The 18561-nt window shown below is 70.8% G+C and carries 14 protein-coding genes; 10 read left to right on the forward strand and 4 right to left on the reverse strand.

The genetic code is table 11. From position 1 onward, the window contains the following. The first annotated feature begins 170 nt into the window (after positions 1-170). From IE182_RS04780 to IE182_RS04815, 8 genes are all read left to right on the forward strand, one after another. Positions 171-419 (forward strand): hypothetical protein, encoded by a 249-nt coding sequence (locus tag IE182_RS04780; protein WP_190108335.1) that lies wholly within the window; start codon positions 171-173, stop codon positions 417-419. A gap of 705 nt (positions 420-1124) precedes the next feature. Continuing rightward, positions 1125-2561 (forward strand): MFS transporter, encoded by a 1437-nt coding sequence (locus tag IE182_RS04785; protein WP_190108336.1) that lies wholly within the window; start codon positions 1125-1127, stop codon positions 2559-2561. Between the two features lie 305 nt (positions 2562-2866). Then, a complete protein-coding gene (locus IE182_RS04790) occupies positions 2867-3703 on the forward strand; it encodes a DUF6227 family protein (RefSeq protein ID WP_190108337.1) in 837 nt (278 codons plus the stop codon). A gap of 200 nt (positions 3704-3903) precedes the next feature. Next, positions 3904-4107 (forward strand): cold-shock protein, encoded by a 204-nt coding sequence (locus IE182_RS04795; protein WP_109282060.1) that lies wholly within the window; start codon positions 3904-3906, stop codon positions 4105-4107. A 130-nt stretch (positions 4108-4237) separates the two neighbouring features. Then, the gene (locus tag IE182_RS04800; protein WP_190108338.1) at positions 4238-5899 is read left to right on the forward strand and encodes a DEAD/DEAH box helicase; all 1662 of its coding nucleotides are present in this window, start codon (positions 4238-4240) and stop codon (positions 5897-5899) included. A gap of 439 nt (positions 5900-6338) precedes the next feature. Further along, a complete protein-coding gene (locus tag IE182_RS04805) occupies positions 6339-7463 on the forward strand; it encodes a M23 family metallopeptidase (RefSeq protein WP_229844560.1) in 1125 nt (374 codons plus the stop codon). A gap of 157 nt (positions 7464-7620) precedes the next feature. Beyond that, a complete protein-coding gene (locus tag IE182_RS04810; RefSeq protein WP_229844561.1) occupies positions 7621-9063 on the forward strand; it encodes an MFS transporter in 1443 nt (480 codons plus the stop codon). 29 nt (positions 9064-9092) lie between these two features. After that, entirely contained in the window at positions 9093-10040 is a 948-nt protein-coding gene (locus tag IE182_RS04815) for an aldo/keto reductase (protein ID WP_190108341.1), read from the forward strand. 36 nt (positions 10041-10076) lie between these two features. On the opposite strand, the gene IE182_RS04820 is transcribed toward IE182_RS04815, so the two are convergent. Beyond that, positions 10077-10376 (reverse strand): hypothetical protein, encoded by a 300-nt coding sequence (locus tag IE182_RS04820; RefSeq protein ID WP_190108389.1) that lies wholly within the window; start codon positions 10374-10376, stop codon positions 10077-10079. Positions 10377-10577: 201 nt separating this feature from the next. Between IE182_RS04820 and IE182_RS04825 the strand changes: the two genes are divergently transcribed. Then, on the forward strand, positions 10578-11597 hold the full coding sequence (locus IE182_RS04825) for a methyltransferase (protein WP_190108342.1): 1020 nt from the start codon (positions 10578-10580) through the stop codon (positions 11595-11597). Here the strand turns inward: IE182_RS04825 and IE182_RS04830 are convergent. The 3 genes from IE182_RS04830 to trmB all read right to left on the reverse strand — a co-directional run bounded on the left by IE182_RS04830 (position 11594) and on the right by trmB (position 17176). After that, positions 11594-14734 (reverse strand): DEAD/DEAH box helicase, encoded by a 3141-nt coding sequence (locus tag IE182_RS04830; RefSeq protein WP_190108343.1) that lies wholly within the window; start codon positions 14732-14734, stop codon positions 11594-11596. The two genes, IE182_RS04825 and IE182_RS04830, sit on opposite strands and share 4 nt — an antisense overlap. Positions 14735-14853: 119 nt before the next feature. After that, on the reverse strand, positions 14854-16176 hold the full coding sequence (locus IE182_RS04835) for a PrsW family intramembrane metalloprotease (RefSeq protein WP_190108344.1): 1323 nt from the start codon (positions 16174-16176) through the stop codon (positions 14854-14856). A gap of 193 nt (positions 16177-16369) precedes the next feature. Continuing rightward, positions 16370-17176 carry a tRNA (guanosine(46)-N7)-methyltransferase TrmB gene (trmB, locus tag IE182_RS04840; RefSeq protein WP_190108345.1) on the reverse strand — a complete coding sequence of 269 codons (807 nt, stop codon included), beginning with the start codon at positions 17174-17176 and terminating at the stop codon, positions 16370-16372. Positions 17177-17567: 391 nt separating this feature from the next. On the opposite strand from trmB, the gene IE182_RS04845 reads away from it, so the two are divergent. Then, entirely contained in the window at positions 17568-18560 is a 993-nt protein-coding gene (locus IE182_RS04845; RefSeq protein WP_190108346.1) for a glycoside hydrolase family 16 protein, read from the forward strand. Position 18561 lies beyond the last annotated feature (1 nt).

Consider the following 18561-nt stretch of genomic DNA (forward strand, 5'->3'; position numbering starts at 1 on the left):
TGAGGGCATCAGTGAATTGCCGTCTCGATCTGATCAGCGTCAACTCCGCGTGGAGGAAGCTCCGCCCCCGGCCAGGCTGCCCTGCACACGAGCAGGGCCCCCACACGGTGGGCTCCGCGACCTCCTCAACCCGGAGGGCGAAGCACACGAGAGGACCGTACCGTTGGCCCATGAGCGTCTTCATCAAACTGGTGGAAAACCGTCCACCGAAGGAATACGCGAACGATCGTACGGCGGATATCTCCTACGACGACACCGCCGAAGGTAACGCCGAGATCACTTACCAATACGACGTACTTCCCGGCGGCATCCTGAGAATCCTGCGAGTCACAAGGGGAGAGGAAGCCGTCATCCATGCGGTCTACGCCCCGGGCCTGTGGTTCCGCGTCGAGGGCCTCTGCCGCGGCACTACGGAATAGCAGCCCGAACAGGTCCCGAACAGGAAACGTCATACCTCGCCCGCTGGAACGAGACCGGATCGCGGGAGCGGCGGGCCGCACGAGACCTGGGCTGCGAAGATTGGCCCTCAAAGGAGTGATGGGCGGGCCCGACTGGCATAAAGGCGCAGGTCAGCACTCACAAAGTGCGTGAGCAATGCGTGAGCGGTGCGTGCACGGACGCCCTTGGACGGGCCCGGATGAGCCTGCGTCAGTTGGACGTCGCACCCCTGCTGACCTGCGCCGGAGTCGCTGAGCTGGATTACGGCTCGTCCTCCTGGACGATCTCCTCGGGACTTTTAATCCATTGGTTGTGGGTTCGAGTCCCACACGGCCTACCGCAAGGCAGCCACCGCGCAGTGGTGACCTGCGTCTTTCCGCCCCGGCCGGGGATTCCCGGCCGGGGCGGAGGCGTATCCGGCAACAGGTACTCCTGGCAGTCAAGTTCGTGCGGGTGAAGCGCGCACCATGCCACCCGTCCAGGCGAACGCGGCTCGCGTGGGCGTGGGGAATCCGATAGGGCGCTCGGCCGGTCCACGTGCTGAGACCGCAGGCGAACACCGCAACCCGTGCGGGTGGCGGGCGGCGGGCGTTGGTCCTGGTTCATGAGGGTTCGCCGGGGATGTGCGGCCGGGCCGGCCCTAGGGTGCGGGGCCCCGGAATCACATGTGCCGGAGGTATGGCGTCGTGAGGCATATTCGGCTGCTGCGCAGCAGACCGGTCCGCGTGCTGTGGCTGTCGATGACGCTGTCCGTACTGGGCGACCGGCTGTACGGGCTCGCCGCGATGTGGGTCGTGTACGCGGCGACGGGCTCGTCCTCGCTGATGGGGCTGGTGGCCGCCGTCGAGTCGCTGCCGTACATCGTCCTCGGCGGGTCGGCGACGGTGATGGCGCGGTTTTCCCGCTGGCGCCGCCTGGCCTGGATCGACGCCGGCCGTGCGGCCGCGGCGGCGGGCGTGCCGCTGCTGTGGTCACCGGATCTGCCGGGCTTCGTGGCCATGCTGGTGCTCGTGCTGCTGCTCGGCGGGCTGAGTGCCGTCTTCGAGCCCAACCTCGGCGCGCTGATCCCCCAGCTGGTGGAGCCGGACGAGGTCGCCCAGGTCAGCTGTCTGTTCGACCTGACCGCGCGTGTCGCGGCCGTGATCGGCCAGGGCTGCGTCGGAGTGCTGCTGCAGCTCGTCTCCGAGATCCAGCTCTTCGCCATCGACGGCTTCACGTTCGTGGTCTCGGCCCTCGCACTCGGCTGGCTCGGCCGCCGCACGAGGCTCGGCAAGCACGCTCCGGACGCCGGCCGGACCCGGAGCCCGCGGGAAGTGGACCCGTGGGACGGCGGGGTACGGAAGGGCGGGGCGCAGGACGGGGGCCGGCCTGGTGGGGCGCGGCCCGGCGATGTCCGGGACGGGCGGCGGCCCGGCGATGCCCGGGACGGGAAGGGCCGGGGTCGGGAGGGCGAGGCGCGTGACGGCCGGGCCCCTGACGGCCGGCCCCGGGACGAGTGGGCGTCCACCGACGGTCTGCAGGTCGTACGGGCGAGGATCGTGCTGCGCGCGCACCGGCGGGTCGGCGTCGCCATCGCCGTGCACGGCGTGGCCCTGTTCGCCGCCGCGGTCTCCACCGTCGGCCTGCCCCCGCTGCTCGTCTCCCGCTTCGGTCAGGGAGCCGCCGGATACGGCCTGGCCCTCGCCGCCACGGCCGCCGGCGGACTGGCGGGGAACCTGCTGACCGGGCACCTGCCGCACCGCTGGCCCTGGCTCACCACGTACTGCGTCGCCTGGACGGGGGCCGGGCTGTCGCTGGCCGGGCTGGGGGTCGCGGACTCCATGGCGGCCGTGATCGGGCTGTGCGTGCTGTCCGGGCTGCTCTTCCCCGTCTGCGCGGTGACGCTGCGCACGCACCTGTCCCGCTTCGGCCCGGCCGCCCGGCTGCGGCTGCTCACCGTCGACCAGACCGCGGTCCGAGCGGCCGGCACGGTGGGCATGCTCCTGCTGCCGTTCGCCGTGGACGCGGCCCCGGCGGAGGCGTTCGTGGGGGCGGGGGCGCTGCTGTCGGCGCTGGCCCTGCTGGGCTGGTGGGTCGGCCGGCGCGCGGGCGAGGGCCCGCTCGTCATGACGGACGCGGCATGACGGACGCGGCGTAATGGACGCGGCCTAGACGCCGGGCACGCGCGCGTGCCCGGCGGACGGCACCCCAGGGGTCGTACGCATGTGCGTCGGGTGGAGGTGTTCCGGACGACGTGGTGGGCATCCGCCGGCACGCCGGGCGCGGACGCGGCCGTGCGCCCGGCGGCCGGGCCCGCGCGGCACCGGCGCGAAGCAGCCCGCACCCGGCTGCCAGTTGGTGAAAACCCCGCCCCCGTGCCGTGTTCGCGCCGCTACGGTAAGTGGCGCGGGGTGGGTGCGGGTGTGGCGAGGTCGGGAGGTCGACTGGCATGGCGAAGACGCGAGCGGGCGGGGGCGAGGGCGAGAGCAGGGGCTGCGGCGAGCCGGGCGGCCCCGCCGGCTGCGAGCCGACGCCCGCTGAGCAGGTGGAGGAGCTGCTGAAACGGGCCCAGAACGGGTTCGAGATCGGTGAGCCGGTCCTCGACCGGTTGCGCACCGCGCTGATGCACCAGACCGAGCTGCGCTCGTACCGCCAGCGCAACGACGAGCCCCGGCCGCTGCGCTGCAACACCTACCGGCACATCTTCCTGCTCGCGGACGGCAGCAGCCTGCTGCTGTACGAGCTGGAGCACGACACCGGGGCGCAGGAGCAGTTCCTCTACGAGCTCTACGCCGACGACCGTGCGCTCGACGCCGCCGAGCGGCGGGTGCACGACCGGATCGGCGGCGGTGGCATCGGCCCGGGCAGCGAGGCCGAGGAACTGCCCGCCTGGCTGGCGGAGGAGCTGCTGCTCGCGATGGGCCCCACGCGGCCCCGCCGGGAGTACGTCTCCGAGGCGTCGCCCGACCACGCCCGCCGCCTGCTGCGGCGCGCGGAGAACGCGGACGGGCCGGGGGAGGTGGTGCGCGAGCTGCTCCAGGGCGCGCTCGGCCACCACATCGCGCTGATCACCAAGCCCAGGCGACGCAGCGCGGGCCGGGACGCCACCTGGTGCCGGTTCTACGAGCACGCCTTCCTGCTGGAGGGCGGGGGCGAGGTCAGCCTCTGGGAGCTCGAACACAACATGACCACGGACGGCCGGCTCGTCTGTGAGGTGTATCTCGACGAGGCGGAGGCGGAGGTGGCGGCCGACCGGCGCGCCCGTGCCCAAGGGGTGGAGTTATAGGGGCCGCACGCACGGGGTCACGCACGGGGCCACGCACGGGGTCTTGCCCCGGCGTGGTCCCGTGCTACACTCATTCGAGTTGCAGTTGTGGTACCCATGAACTCGTGTGCGCCTGACGGTTATGTAGCCGAAGGCGCATTTTTGTTTTCGCCGGTCTGTTTCCGGACTTGGGGGCCCATCCCATCGTTAAGGAGACAAACATGGCTACCGGTACCGTGAAGTGGTTCAACTCGGAAAAGGGCTTCGGCTTCATCGAGCAGGACGGCGGCGGCCCCGACGTCTTCGCCCACTACTCGAACATCGCCTCCTCGGGCTTCCGTGAGCTCCTCGAGGGCCAGAAGGTTTCGTTCGACGTCACGCAGGGCCAGAAGGGCCTGCAGGCGGAGAACATCGTCACCATCTGACGATCGCTGAACCTCACGATGGGGCCCGCACCACTGGGTGCGGGCCCCATCGGCACGTCCGACATGGTCAGGCCCGACCTCACAGGGCCCACACAGGGGGCTGCGCTCCCCATCGAGGGAAGGTCCCCGTATGACTCGTTCCGCCGCACGCTCTGACCGTGCCGACCGGTCCGCACGCCCCGCACGTTCCCCCCGCCCGGCCCGCGCCCCCCGCCCGCGCCGCTCCGAGGAGTCGCAGGCGGCCACCCGCCGCCGGCCCGCCGCCGCGCCCCAGGGCGACTTCGCGATGCCGGAGAACACGACGCCTGCGCTGCCGGCCGTCGACACCTTCGCCGCGCTGGACATGCCCGCGGGCCTCCTGTCCACGCTGAGCCGCGAGGGCGTCACCGAGCCCTTCCCGATCCAGGCCGCGACCCTGCCCAACTCGCTGGCCGGCCGCGACGTCCTCGGCCGCGGCCGCACGGGCTCCGGCAAGACCCTCGCCTTCGGCCTCGCGCTGCTGGCCCGCACGGCCGGCCGGCGCGCCGAAACCAAGCGCCCGCTCGCGCTCGTCCTCGTCCCCACCCGGGAGCTGGCGCAGCAGGTCACCGACTCGCTCAGCCCGTACGCGACCGCCGTCAACCTGCGGATGACCACGGTCGTCGGCGGCATGTCCATCGGCCGCCAGGCCCAGTCCCTCGCGCGCGGCGCGGAGGTGCTGGTCGCGACGCCGGGCCGGCTCGCCGACCTCATCCAGCGCGGCGACTGCGCCCTCGGCGACGTGGCGATCACGGTCCTGGACGAGGCCGACCAGATGGCCGACATGGGCTTCCTGCCCCAGGTCACGCGCCTGCTCGACCAGGTCCGGCCGGACGGCCAGCGGATGCTCTTCAGCGCCACGCTGGACCGCAACGTGGACCGCCTCGTCCGCCGCTTCCTCTCCGACCCGGTGACGCACTCCGTCGACGCGTCCGTGGGCGCCGTCGCCACGATGGAGCACCACCTGCTCAACGTCGCGGACGACACGGTCAAGAAGAACACCGTCACGCGCATCGCCGCCCGCGAGGGCCGCGTGATCATGTTCGTGGACACCAAACGCGGTGCCGACCGGCTGGTCAAGCGGCTGCTGTCGGAGGGCGTGCGCGCCGCCGCGCTGCACGGCGGCAAGAGCCAGCCGCAGCGCAACCGCGTGCTGGAGCAGTTCCGGACCGACCAGGTCACCGCCCTCATCGCGACCAACGTCGCGGCGCGCGGCATCCACATCGACGGCCTCGACCTGGTCGTCAACATCGACCCGCCGGTCGACCACAAGGACTACCTCCACCGCGGCGGCCGCACGGCCCGCGCGGGCGAGTCGGGCACGGTCGTCACGCTGGTGCTGCCGGCCGAGCGGCGCGAGATGAACCGGATGATGGTGACGGCGAAGATCAAGCCGCTGGTGGCCGACGTCCACCCGGCGGACGCGGAGCTCGCCCGCATCACGGGTGCGCGCGAGCCCAGCGGCGTCCCCGTGGTCATCGCCCCGCCGGTGCAGGCCCAGGCCCCGGCGTCCTCCCGCTCCCGCGGCAGCCGCGGTGGCCGCGGCCGCGGCCGTACGGACGGCGCCACGACGTCCGGCAAGACCCCCACCGAGTCCGGCCGCCGCACGGCGGGCAACCGTTCGGGCGCAGCCGCAGGCAACCGCTCGGGCGCAGCCGCAGGCAACCGTGCGGGTGCCACCGGCCGCCCGGCCGGCGCCGCCCGCTCGGGCAACGCCGCAGGCCGCCCGCGCCGCAACGGCGGAGGCGGCCCCCGCCGCTCGACGACAGCCTGAGCAGCGAGCAGCAGTGAGCAGGGTCTGAGCAGACCCTGAGGAGAGTGGGGCGGTGGCCATCGGGCCCCGCCCCACTTTCATGAGCGCCCCCACTTTCATGAGCGCCCCCACTTTCATGAGCGCCCCCACTTTCATGAGCGCCCCTGCCTTCATGAGCGCCCCTGCCTTCATGAGCGCCCCCTCCGCACCGCACTCACCGCCTGTACCGTCCGCGTTCGGTCGGATAACAAATGACGAACGGTCAGATCGGCGGGGGCCCCGAATGCTCCCAAGCCCCGGTGTGGATTCAGGCGTTCGGCTTGGAATCCAGTCATCATGTCTATTAACGTTCGATAACGCAGCGCGGTTGTGCAGCCGCCGCAAGGGGCGGCACCGTGCGCCTTCGCCGGATCCCGTGGGCGAAACCGGGAACCATCGATTTTGGGGGGAGTGCGCCTCCGTGGCGTCCAACAGGTCTGCTCTCGACGACAGTTCCCACGACCCGTCGTACGACCCCTCCGAGGACCTCGCGGCCGATCAGCCGGCCCGCGGCAGACACCGCGTCGTCAAGCAGCGTGGCGGCACGATGGCCCGCAGCGGCGCAGTGCTGGGCGTGGGCGTCATAGCGGCGGTCGGCGCCGGCGGAATGGCGAGCGCGCAGGACCGTCCGGCGGCGATATCCGTGCCGGACCTGGCCCAGAAGATCCCGGGGGTCGGCCCCCTCATGGCCGGCGACGCGTCCGACGACGAGGCGGCCGGGGCCGCGGACGCCCCGGCGGCTCCGGGCTCGGTGGTGGAGGCCATGCACAGCGCGGCCGACGCCGGCGAGGCGCTGCGGGCCCGGATCCTGCAGCAGGCCGAGCGCCAGCAGGGCGCGGCCGACGAGGCGGCGCGCGAAGCCGAGGCGCGGGCGGCGGCGGAGAAGACGGCGGCCCACGCGGCGGAAGCGGCGTCGGCGGCCCGGGCGGCCCACGCGGAGGCAGCCCAGGCGTCCCAGGAGGCCCAGGCGGCGCAGGGCGAACAGGTGCAGCCCGAGGAGGCGGGGGACGGCTCCGAAGGTGCCGAACGGTCCGAAGGCGCCGAGCGGTCCGAGCGAGCCTCCCGGGCCGAACGCCCCGAAGGTGCCGAGCGGGCCTCCCGGTCCGAGCGCACGGCACCCCCCGCCGCCCGGCCCGCAGCCCCGGCCGCCGGCTCGTTCACGCTCCCCCTGACCTCGTACACCCTCACCGCCGGCTTCGGGCAGGCCGGGAACATGTGGTCCGCGAACCACACCGGCGAGGACTTCGCCGCGCCGACGGGCACTCCGGTCAGGGCGGTGAGCGGCGGTACGGTCACGCAGGCCGGCTGGGCGGGCGCGTACGGCTACCGGATCGTGCTGACGCTGGGGGACGGCACCGAGATCTGGTACTGCCACCTGTCGTCGATGGTGGTCACCTCCGGCAAGGTCGGCGCGGGCACCGTCATCGCGCGGGTCGGCGCGACCGGCAACGTCACGGGCCCGCACCTGCACCTGGAGGTGCGGCCGGGAGGCGGGTCGCCGGTGGCCCCGCTGTCGTGGCTCCGCGCGAGGGGCCTGCAGCCCTGACGGGACGGCCGGGGCCGCAGCGGAACGGCCACGGCACCGCAACCGCAGCGAGGCACCCGGGTTATAGCCGTCACGGATCCGAATTGTCGGGAATGTTCTGCGCGCGAAGGGGAAATCAGAGCGTGTGACGACGACCGCGCCCACGATCAGCACGTCAGTGCCTGCACGCCTGGACCGGCTTCCCTGGTCCCGGTGGCACTGGACCGTGGTGATCGGTCTGGGCACGGTCTGGATCCTCGACGGCCTGGAAGTGACGGTCGTCGGCAACATCGCGGGCCGTCTCTCCGAGCAGGGGAGCGGCCTGTCGATCACGTCCGGCGGGGTGACGGGCCTGGCGGCCGCTCTCTATGTGGCGGGCGCCTGTTCCGGCGCGCTCTTCTTCGGCCGCCTGACGGACCTCTTCGGCCGCAAAAGGCTGTTCATGGTCACGCTGGCCGTCTATCTGGGCGCGACCGCCATGACGGCGTTGTCGTTCTCGTCCTGGTGGTTCTTCGCCTTCCGCTTCATCACGGGCTTCGGCATCGGCGGTGAGTACGCGGCCATCAACTCCGCGATCGACGAGCTGATCCCGTGCGCCTACCGGGGCCGGGTCGATCTGATCATCAACGGCAGTTTCTGGCTCGGGGCGATCGCCGGGTCGCTGCTGTCGATACTGATGCTCGACACGGACATCTTCGCCAAGCACGTCGGCTGGCGGCTGACGTTCGGGCTCGGGGTCGTCCTGGGCCTGGTGATCCTGCTCGTACGCCGCCAGGTACCGGAAAGTCCGCGCTGGCTGTTCATCCATGGCCGGGGCGAGGAAGCCGAACGCCTGGTGACGTCGATCGAGAAGCGGATCGAAGCGGAGAAGGGCGTCCCGCTGCCGCCCGCCAAGGGCCGGATCTACTTCCGCCAGCGGGAGAGCTTCGGTTTCCGCGACATCGCCCGCACGGTGTTCTCCGACTACCGCAGGAGGGCCGTCCTGGGGCTCGCCCTCTTCATCGGCCAGGCGTTCCTCTACAACGCCATCACCTTCGGCTTCGGCGCCATTCTCACCCGGTTCTTCGGCGTCTCCACCTCCCACACCGGCTATTTCTTCGCCGTCATAGCGGTCGGCAACTTCCTCGGCCCGCTCTTCCTGGGGAAGCTCTTCGACACGCTCGGCCGGCGCATCATGATCTCCTCGACGTACCTGCTGGCCGGGTTGCTGCTGTTCGGCACGGCCTGGCTCTTCGGGGCGGGTCATCTGAACGCCGTGACGCTCACGGCCTGCTGGGCGGTGGTCCTCTTCTTCGCCTCGGCGGGTGCGAGCAGCGCCTATCTGACGGTTTCTGAGATCTTCCCGATGGAGACCCGGGCCATGGCCATCGCCTTCTTCTACGCGGTGGGCACGGCGGCGGGCGGCATCAGTGGCCCGCTGCTCTTCTCGGCGCTGACGCAGAGCGGGGTGGTCAGTGACACGGTGCTGGCCTTCGACATCGGCGCGGCGCTGATGTGCATGGGCGGAGTGGTGGCCGCGTTCCTGGCCGTACGGGCGGAAGGCCGCTCCCTTGAGGACATCGCGCCCCCGCTCTCCGTCCACCCTCCCGAGCCCCTGCCGGCCCCGGCGCCCGCGGAATAACAGTCGCGGCAGGGGAGTTGACGTACCGCATGGCTGACAACATGCACCGCACGATCGGCAGTCTCTCCGTTCACCCCCTGGCCCTCGGTGGCAATGTCTTCGGCTGGACGGCGGACGAGAAGCAGTCCTTCGCGGTCCTCGACGCCTATGCGGAGGCGGGCGGCAATTTCCTCGACACCGCGGACGTCTATTCCGCGTGGGCGCCCGGCAACGAGGGCGGCGAATCCGAGACCATCATCGGCAATTGGCTCGCCGCCCGCGGCAACCGTGCCGACGTCGTGGTCGCCACCAAGGTCGGCAACGGCCACCCGGAGCGCCGCGGGCTGGCCCCGGACACCATCAAGAAGGACGTCGAGGCATCCCTGCGCCGCCTGCGCACGGATTACATCGACCTCTACTACACGCACGTCGACGACACGTCGGTGCCGGTGGAGGACATCATCACGACGCTGGACGCGCTGGTGAAGGAGGGCAAGGTCCGCGAGATCGCCGCCTCCAACATCACGCCGGAGCGCCTGCGGGCCTCCCTGGACTTCTCCGCCCGTTCCGGCCTGGCGCGGTACGTGGCGGTCCAGCCCCACTACAACCTGGTCTCGCGCGACACCTACGAGGGCGACCTCGCGGCGGTGACCGCCGAGTACGGCCTGGCCGCGGTCCCGTACTTCGCCCTGGCGTCGGGCTTCCTGACCGGCAAGTATCGACCGGGCGCGACGGTGGAGAGCGCGCGGTCGGCGGGCGCGGCGAAGTACGTGGACTCGGAGCGGGGCCGCAAGGTCCTGGCCGCCCTGGACGAGGTGGCGGCGGCCCACGACGCCGAGGTCGCCACCGTGGCCCTGTCCTGGCTGGCGGCCCAGCCCACCGTGGCCACCCCCCTGGCCAGCGCCCGCACGGTGGACCAGCTCCCGTCCCTGCTGGCAGTGGCGGACCTGAAGCTGACGGAGGCGGAGGTGGCGAGGCTGACGGAGGCGTCGGCGTAGGCGTGGGGCACGGGATGGGGCGGCCGGGCGGGGTGGCTAGGCCCGCCGCTCCACGGCCCAGGAGGCGAGCGCGACGGCCCCGGCGACACCGAGAACGGACGGCCAGGCCCCGACCTTCTTGGCGAGGGGGTGCGACCCGGCGAACGCGGCGACGTAGAGCCCGCCCAGCGCAGCGGCGGCGCCGGCCCCGGCCTTCTCGTGCCACTGCTTGCCGGCCACGACACCGGCAGCACCCAGCACCAGGCCCCCGAGCGGCCGCTTCTTCGTCCATCGGGCGACCCCGTACCCACCGACGAGGCCGCCGGCGGTCACCAGGGACGCCGGGACTCCAGTCATTGCTGCCATGGCCGCACCCTCCACATCACGAGACATCACGAGACGACGAGCTCGTCCTAAAGCTAACGCCGCGGCACGGGGAACCGGCGGGCGCCCTGGGCATGAATCGCCAGGAGACCGGGCGAATCCCGGCGACCGTGCGTGCGGAGCGCGCGGTGTGTGCGGTGCGTGTGGTGCGTGTGGACAAGCGGAGGTGGCTGGATGAACGACTGCGAGACGGAAGGACGACGGAGCGCAGCCCTGATCGTCGAGGAGGCCCTGGGCTTCCTCTATCCGGCCGCTCTGCGTGCGGCGGCGGCTGTGGGGGTGGCGGACCACTTGACCGACGGCCCCCGCACGCCGGGGGAGCTGGCGAAGACGACGGGCACGGACGCGGCGAGCCTGCACCGGGTCCTGCGCCTCCTGGCGACGCGTGGCCTGTTCGAGGAGGACGCGGAGGGGCGCTTCCGCCTGACGGAGGCCGGTGACGCGCTGCGGACGGACGCGCCGGTGTCGGTGCGCTCGGCGGTCCTGATGATCACGGACCGCACGATGTGGCTGCCGGCGGGCGAGATGACCCGCTGCCTGGAGGACGGGGCGTCGGCGTTCGGCCCGATCTTCGGCATGCCGTTCTTCGAGTACTTCGCCCAGGACGCCCGGACGGCCGAGATCTTCCACAAGGGCATGGCCTCGATGTCCGACGCCGAGAACCAGCCCATCGCGGATGCCTGCCCCTTCCCGGAACGGGCCACGGTGGTCGACGTGGGCGGCGGCCACGGCGGCCTGCTGCTGTCGGCGCTCCGCGCGAACCCCTCCCTGAAAGGCATCCTCTACGACCGGCCCCACGTACTGGCCGGCCACCGCCTGGACACCCCGGACCTCACCGGCCGCTGGTCCCTGGCCGAAGGCGACTTCTTCACCTCGACCCCACCCGGCGACGTCTACCTCCTCAAGCGCATCCTCCACGACTGGGACGACGCCCAGTCCCTCACCCTCCTCCGCAACTGCCGCCGCGCCATGGCCCCGGGAGGCCGCGTCCTGGTCATCGACGCGGTCATCCCACCGGACAACGCCCCTCACCAGGGCAAGACCCTGGACCTGATGATGATGGCGTCCCTGGTGGGCCGAGAACGCACCGCAGCAGACTTCACCCAGCTCTTCGCGGCCGCAGACCTCCAGCTATCCCGCGTGATCCCCACGGGCACGGTGCTGTCGATCGTGGAGGGCGTCCCCTCGGCCTAGCCAGCAGCCATGGCCGAGTACGTCCACACGTCGGCCGGCATCTCGTGCTGGAGCTTCCAGACGATGCCCATGGGGTTACTCCCCTCGTGTGAGACGTACTCGGCCGGGCCGAGCAGCATCCACGGCTGAGAGCCGCCTATGTCGTTCTTCTTGTAGCGGCGTACGAACAGGAAGACGCCGGAGCCGTTCGCTTGATGAGTCTGGTAGCGGACTCCCGTGGGCGAGGTGCTGGACGTTTGGTTCTGGGACTCCCAGTGGAAGAGCTCAGGGCTTCTCGCGTAGTCCTTGTAGCGGGTTTCCGGCGAGAAGTCCTTTGCGTCTTTCTCCAGGGTGATCAGCAGCGCATCGATCTTTGCGCTCTCGCACCACTTCACGCCTTCGCGGAAGTGCCCGGGGAGGAAGCCGCCCACGCCCGCCTGGCCCAGCGCAGGGAGGATCTCCTCCCGGCTGTAGGAAGCGTGGACAGTGAGGGGAATGCCGGCGTACCGCTCTGCCAGCTCTACCGGCAGGTGCTTTGTGTGCTCCAGGTTGTAGCGGAGCACCTGCCGCAGCTCGCTCCGAAAGGCAGTCTGCCCAACCAAGCTCTGAAACCCCTGGGTGTACGAGTCGAACCCGCCGCCCAGCGGCCACAAGCTGAAGAACAACATCCGGGCGTATGTCTGTGCCTGCTCGCCCAGCGCCTCATAAGCGGGCGCGTCGTCCTCCAACATCCGGGTGTACGCCTCCACCCGAGAGGGGTCATCGACGTGCAGGAACGAGGAGACCCGCTTGAGTAGGGGGCCCTCGCCGTCCGGCCCGTCCGCCGGAAGCAGGCCGGCTCGGCGTAGCAGACGCGTCCAGGAGTTGTGGGAGCGGTAGAGCTCCTTGAGCTCACGATGACTCTCCCGCAGGTAGTCGGCCAGCCTCGGCTCCGCGTAGGAGGCGACCTCCCGCGTCAGCTGTGTGACATTGACGCTGATCTGGCTCTTGATGTTGTCGAGGATCCGCTCCTTCGACTTCCGGTCCAGCACGATCTGACATCCGGAGGGAAGCAGCGGGAAGTCTTGCTCCACACTGTCGAGCAGACGCTTGCGACTGAGGTTGGTGAGCGCCCGGAACTGCTCTTCGAAGCGGAACTCCTTGCGGTGCTGACCGATGAAGTCCAGCACGGTGAGGACCGCCTTGTCGGCCGTGCGCCGGAGACCTCGGCCGAGTTGCTGGAGGAAGACGGTGGCGCTGGAGGTGGGCCGGAGCAGGAGCAGCGTGTCCACTTCCGGGATGTCGAGCCCCTCATTGAACAGGTCGACGGAGAAGAGGACCTGGAGCTTTCCATCCCGCAGATCAGTCAGCGCCTGTGCTCGTTCGGGCGCGGGGGTGGTCCCGTCGAGAGCCCGGGCGTGGAACCCGGCCCGCTGGAAGAACTCGGCCATGAACCGGGCGTGAGCCACGGAGACGCAGAAGCCCAATGCCCGCATGGACTCCGGTTCTGCGATCTTGTCCTGGATGGCCTTGACGACGAGACGAGCACGAGCCTGGTTTCCGGTGAAGAGCTTGTCCAGATCACCGACGTCATAGGAGCCGCGCTTCCATGCCAGCCCCTGAAGGTCCACGTTGTCGGCGATGCCGAAGTAGTGGAACGGACTCAGCAGGTCGTTGTGCAACGCCTCCCACAGGCGCATCTCGGCCGCGATGTGCCCGTCGAAGAACTCATCTTGGACGTTGCGCCCGTCCATGCGCTCCGGAGTGGCAGTAAGGCCAAGGAGCTCGATCGGCTTGAAGTGATCGATGATGCGCCGATACGTGGGTGAGACGCCGTGATGGAACTCGTCGATGACAATCACGTCGAAGTGGTCAGGGGCGAGGTTGTCGAGGGACCGGGCATGGAGGGACTGAACGCTGGCGAAGACGTGGGTCCAGTGCTCCGGCACCTCGCCCCCGACCGACAGCTCGCCGAAGTTCGCGTCGTCCAGTACCTCGCGGTAGGTGCGCAGTGATTGCTTCAGGATCTCCTGGCGGTGCGCCACGAAGAGGAGCTTGAGGTCACGACCGGGGTGCTTCCTTTTGAGCGCTCGGTAGTCGAGGGCGGCCATCACCGTCTTGCCGGTACCGGTCGCAGCGACGAGCAGGTTCCGGTGCCGATCGTGGACGTCACGCTCGATCTGGAGCTGCTCCAGCATGTCTTTCTGGTGCGCGTACGGCCGCACCTCAAGCCCCGACAGGCTGATGGTCGAAGTGTCGCCGCGCGACCTTCCACCTGCCTGCAGGAGAGCGGCGTCCAACCGAGCGGCATCCCTCTGAGGGTCGTAAGCCTCGAAAGCCGCCTCGCTCCAGTAGGAGTCGAAGGTCGCCTCGAACTTCCTGAGAACCGCGGGGGTCGCTACGGAAGACAGTCGGACGTTCCACTCCAGACCGTCCAGGAGCGCAGCCCTAGAGAGGTTGGAGCTGCCGACGTAGGCGGTGTCGTACCCGCTGTTCCTCCGGAAGAGCCACGCCTTCGCGTGGAGCCGGGTGGACCGCAGCTCATAGTTGATCTTGACCTGGGCGTTGAACTCCGTGACCAGCCGGTCCAGCGCCCTGCGTTCCGTAGCCCCGATGTACGTGGTCGTGATCACCCGTATGGGCACTCCACGAGCAGCGGCGCCCTTGAGCGATTCCTCCAGTACGCGCAGACCGTGCCACTTCACGAAGGCGCAGAGCAGGTCGACGCGGTCGGCCGTCGTCAGTTCGGCGCGCAACTCAAAGCCGAGGTTGGGGTCCTCTGGGGAGTTCGTGAGCAGCGCCGTATCGGAGAGAGGCGTCGCCGGACGAATCGCGTACGCCCCAGGGGCCTCTCGTTCGGCGATGGCCAGCAGATGACGCGGACCGTCGGCGATCACCTCGACCCACTGTTTCGCCCCGTCGAGAGTGCGCATGGAGTCGAGAATGTGGTTCGCAGCCGGAACCTGCTCGTCTGGGGGCAGGCCGGTCAGTATCTGCTGGACGGTTTCGGCGATGTGGCGGGCGAGTACATGCGGGGTGGACTGCTCTCCGATCCGCCCGTCGACGGCCTCCCAGCCGTTGGCGTGCAGCTGCTGCAGGTGCCCTTCGAGACGCGACGTGATGAGCCGCTCGTACAAGCCCGGTACAGGCGTTGCGTGGTCTGCGAAATGCCGGCCCATGATGTGCCCCCCTCATCTCCCCAACCGATGATGACGTTTTACCAGCGGGGTCTGACAGCGGGCCGGGAAGTCGCTTCGGGTGAGGTGGGCCTCCGGTAGGGCTTGCCCAGATCACATGCTCAGTGACGCTGCACCGGCGGCCATACGGGTCCGGGCACCGGCGGCTGGCCCCACGGCTGCATGGGGGGTGTGAACGGCTGGGGTACTGCCGCCGTTGCCTGGGCCAGGGCCGGTTGGGCGGTGTCCTTGCGTTGCCACAGGTGGTGGAGCAGTTCCTGCTCCCTCGCCGTGAAGTCGGGGGTCGGCGTGCCGCGGTAGGCGCGGTGGCGGAGGAAGGCCAGGGACGTGGCGAAGGATATGTACTCCGCCACCGTGCGGGCCGCCGCCGGGCCGCCGGTGCGGCGGGCCAGGTCGCGGGCTATGCCGCGGGCCCGCATCGAGGACAGGGCCAGGGGCTCGGGCGGCGTGAGCCAGCCGGCGGCCTGGTAGGCGGGGAGGTGGGCGCGGATGGTGCGGAGCTCGTTCTGGCGGGACCAGATCGTCAGCCAGGTCAGGACGCCGAAGACCGGCACCATGAAGAGGGCGTACACCGCCAGGAAGCCGCCGCCCGGCAGGGTCGCGGAACCGTTCCAGACGCCGTGCAGCAGCATCGCCGTCAGCAGGGCGACGACCGGGATCACGATCCGCAGGAAGCGGCGGCGCGGAGGGAACGTTGCTGCGATGCCGAAGCCCAGGCCCGTCATCGACGTGAAGAGCGGGTGCGCGAACGGCGACATCAGCACCCGGACGAAGAAGGTGGCCGCGGTCGTCGACCGCAGGCCCTCGTAGCCGAAGCTCTGGTCGGAGGCGAAGGCGTTCCCGAGGTAGAGGATGTTCTCCGTGAACGCGAAGCCCGTCGCCGTGATGCCGGCTATCACCACGCCGTCGACGATGCCGTTGAAGTCGCGCCGCCGGAAGAGGTAGAGCAGCAGGACCGCCGCGGCCTTGGCGCTCTCCTCGACCACCGGGGCCACGAACGTGGCCCCCCACGCCGAGGCGTCCGTCCCCGGCGACCCGTCGACGGTGGTCATGAGCCACTTCGTGGCGTAACCGTTCGCCAGCAGGGCCACCAGCGTGGCCGCGCAGGAACCCCAGGCGAACGCGAAGATCAGGTTGCGCCAGGGCTTCGGCTCCACCCGGTCCATCCAGCGGAACGCGGCGATGAGCAGCGGAACCGGCAGGACGGCCAGGCCCAGGCCCACCAGGAAGCCCTCCGTGCCGGTCTGCTCCCGGACCAGCGCCAGGATGACCAGTCCGCAGAGGGCGAGCAGCAGGAAGAGACCGCCGACGCGCACTGCCTTGTTGTCCCAGATGGTGTCCCACAGGGCCCGGCGTGGCTTGTAATGCCCGAACGTCGGAGGAAACGGGTGGTGCGGCTGCTGGTAGGGCGGGGGCTCATGCACGCGACGACCCTAACCAAGCGGCGGAGTGGGCCGTGACCGTTTTCCGGCCCCACCGCACCGCCGGCCACGAGACCCGGCCACGAGACCCGGCCAGGAGATTGCGGCGACCCCGCGCACGAAGGCCATGAAAGCCGCGAAGGGCACGGAAGCCCGGCCACGGAACCTCGTGACCGGGCAGGTCCCGCCCCGTCGGCTACGCCGCGCGGCGGCGGAACAGCAGGTCGTGCACCACGTGGCCCTTGTCGAGCCCCTGGCCCTCGAACCGCGTCAGCGGGCGGAAGTCCGGGCGCGGCGCGTAGCCGCCGTCGGGCTGGGTGTTCTCGAAGTCCGGGCTGGCCGAGAGCACCTCCAGCATCTGCTCCGCGTACGGCTCCCAGTCCGTCGCGCAGTGCAGCACGGCGCCCGGCGCGAGCCGTGTCGCGGCCAGGGCCAGGAATTCCGGCTGGATCAGGCGGCGCTTGTGGTGGCGCTTCTTCGGCCAGGGGTCCGGGAAGTAGACGCGCAGGCCGGCGAGGGCGTCGGGAGCGAGCATCTCGCGGAGCAGGATGATCGCGTCGCCGTTGGCCACGCGGACGTTGTTCAGGCCCTTCTGCTCGGCGAGGTTGAGCAGATTGCCCTGGCCGGGCGTGTGGACGTCGCAGGCGAGGATGCCGGTGCCGGGGTCGGCCGCCGCCATCTGGGCCGTGGCCTCGCCCATGCCGAAGCCGATCTCCAGGACGACGGGCAGCTCCGGGTCGCCGAACAGCTCGCCGAGGTCCAGACGGCTCAGGCCGTCGATGTCCAGGCCCCACGTGGGCCACAGGCGGCGCAGGGCCTCGCCCTGGCCGGTCGTGACCCGGCTGCGGCGGGGCTGGAACGAACGGATGCGGCGCTCGTGGTGCGAGCCGGCCGGATCCGGCGCGGGGCCCTCGGGGAACATCGGCTCCCGCCGGGCACGGGCAGGGGCCGGCACCGGCGCCGGGCCGGTGACGGGCGTGGTGGAAGCGTGATTCTCGGACACAGTTCCTCAAGTCTACGGGCGCCCACCGGAAACGAACGGCCGGGAAAAAGGGCAGGCAGGGAGGCAGGTAGGGAGGCGGATGGGGCGGTACGGGCGGGAGTACGGGCGTAGGAGCCGTCGGAGCGTGTCCGGGGCGCGGCGGGCGGCGACGTGCACCGGAACAGGCGGAGCAGGCGGAACAGGCGGACGGGCCGACCCGGACCTACCCAGGCCGCCCGCGCCGGCCACGGGCACCGCGCCAGGCCGGAAATCCGCTCGGCCGATGGTGTGACCCCGGGCGTGGTGGCCCTGATCAGCAGCCGCAGCCGCTCATACGATCTTCGTGGCCCAGCCCGCCAGGGCGGAGAACCCCCTTCCCGTGCAACGCCCCCCATGTGCGACGGAACCTCTCATGCGACTGCGCCCCAGCCCCCGCTCCACCTCCGCCCCCGGCACCCTCCCGGACGCCCGGCTCCGCTCGCGGCTGCCCTCCCTCGCCCGCCTGCTGAGCAAGGCCGCCCTGATGGCCACGGCCGCAGCCGTACTGATCGCGGGCTGCGCCCCCGTCCGTCCTCACCCCGGCGACGACGCCGCCCCGCCGAAGCGCGCCGCTGCAGCCCCTGCGCCCGCTCCCGACTCCGCCCGCGACTCCTGGCAGCTGGTCTGGGCCGATGAGTTCCGGGGCGCCGCCCACCGTCGCCCCGACCGGGCCAAGTGGGTCTTCGACCGGGGCGGGGAACCCCAGTGGGGCAACCACGAGTGGCAGTACTACACCGACCGCCCCCGCAACGTCTCCCTGGACGGCCACGGCAACCTCGCGCTCACCGCCCGCCGCGAGAGGCTGCGCGGCATGCACTGCGCCGTCGGCCCCTGCAACATCACCTCGGCGCGCATCAAGACCAAGGGGAAGTTCGCCCGGGCCTACGGGCGCTTCGAGGCGCGCATCAAGATTCCGCGGGGGCAGGGGCTGTGGCCCGCCTTCTGGATGCTCGGGGCGAACTCCGACAAGGTCACCTGGCCCGCCAACGGCGAGATCGACGTCATGGAGGCCCTCGGCCGGCAGCCCGGCATGGTGCACGGCACCCTTCACGGGCCCGGCTACGTCGCCCAGGGCATCGAGACGCACACGGCCCTGCCCCAGGGCGGACGGCTCTCCGACGGCTTCCACACGTACCGCGTCGACTGGATGCCCGGCAAGGTCGTCTGGTACCTGGACGGCACGCAGTACGGAACGGCTTGCTCCAGCCAGCTGCGGCGCGGGCAGAAGTGGGTCTTCGACCACCCCCACTACCTCCTCCTCAACCTGGCGGTCGGCGGCACCTGGCCCGGACCGCCCGATGCCTCCACCCCCTTCCCCTCCCGGATGCTGGTCGACTACGTACGCGTCTACGCCCCCAAGCGCTGAC

The organism is Streptomyces cinnamoneus (genome assembly GCF_014650495.1).
GTDB classification, from domain to species: Bacteria; Actinomycetota; Actinomycetes; order Streptomycetales; family Streptomycetaceae; genus Streptomyces; species Streptomyces cinnamoneus.

Bases quoted from the DNA above. Each gene is read 5' to 3' on its own strand.
- IE182_RS04780 (WP_190108335.1), top strand. From the start codon at position 171: ATGAGCGTCTTCATCAAACTGGTGGAAAACCGTCCACCGAAGGAATAC.
- IE182_RS04790 (WP_190108337.1), top strand. From the start codon at position 2,867: ATGGCGAAGACGCGAGCGGGCGGGGGCGAGGGCGAGAGCAGGGGCTGC.
- IE182_RS04795 (WP_109282060.1), top strand. From the start codon at position 3,904: ATGGCTACCGGTACCGTGAAGTGGTTCAACTCGGAAAAGGGCTTCGGC.
- IE182_RS04800 (WP_190108338.1), top strand. From the start codon at position 4,238: ATGACTCGTTCCGCCGCACGCTCTGACCGTGCCGACCGGTCCGCACGC.
- IE182_RS04815 (WP_190108341.1), top strand. From the start codon at position 9,093: ATGGCTGACAACATGCACCGCACGATCGGCAGTCTCTCCGTTCACCCC.
- IE182_RS04820 (WP_190108389.1), bottom strand. From the start codon at position 10,376: ATGACTGGAGTCCCGGCGTCCCTGGTGACCGCCGGCGGCCTCGTCGGT.
- IE182_RS04825 (WP_190108342.1), top strand. From the start codon at position 10,578: ATGAACGACTGCGAGACGGAAGGACGACGGAGCGCAGCCCTGATCGTC.
- IE182_RS04830 (WP_190108343.1), bottom strand. From the start codon at position 14,734: ATGGGCCGGCATTTCGCAGACCACGCAACGCCTGTACCGGGCTTGTAC.
- IE182_RS04845 (WP_190108346.1), top strand. From the start codon at position 17,568: ATGCGACTGCGCCCCAGCCCCCGCTCCACCTCCGCCCCCGGCACCCTC.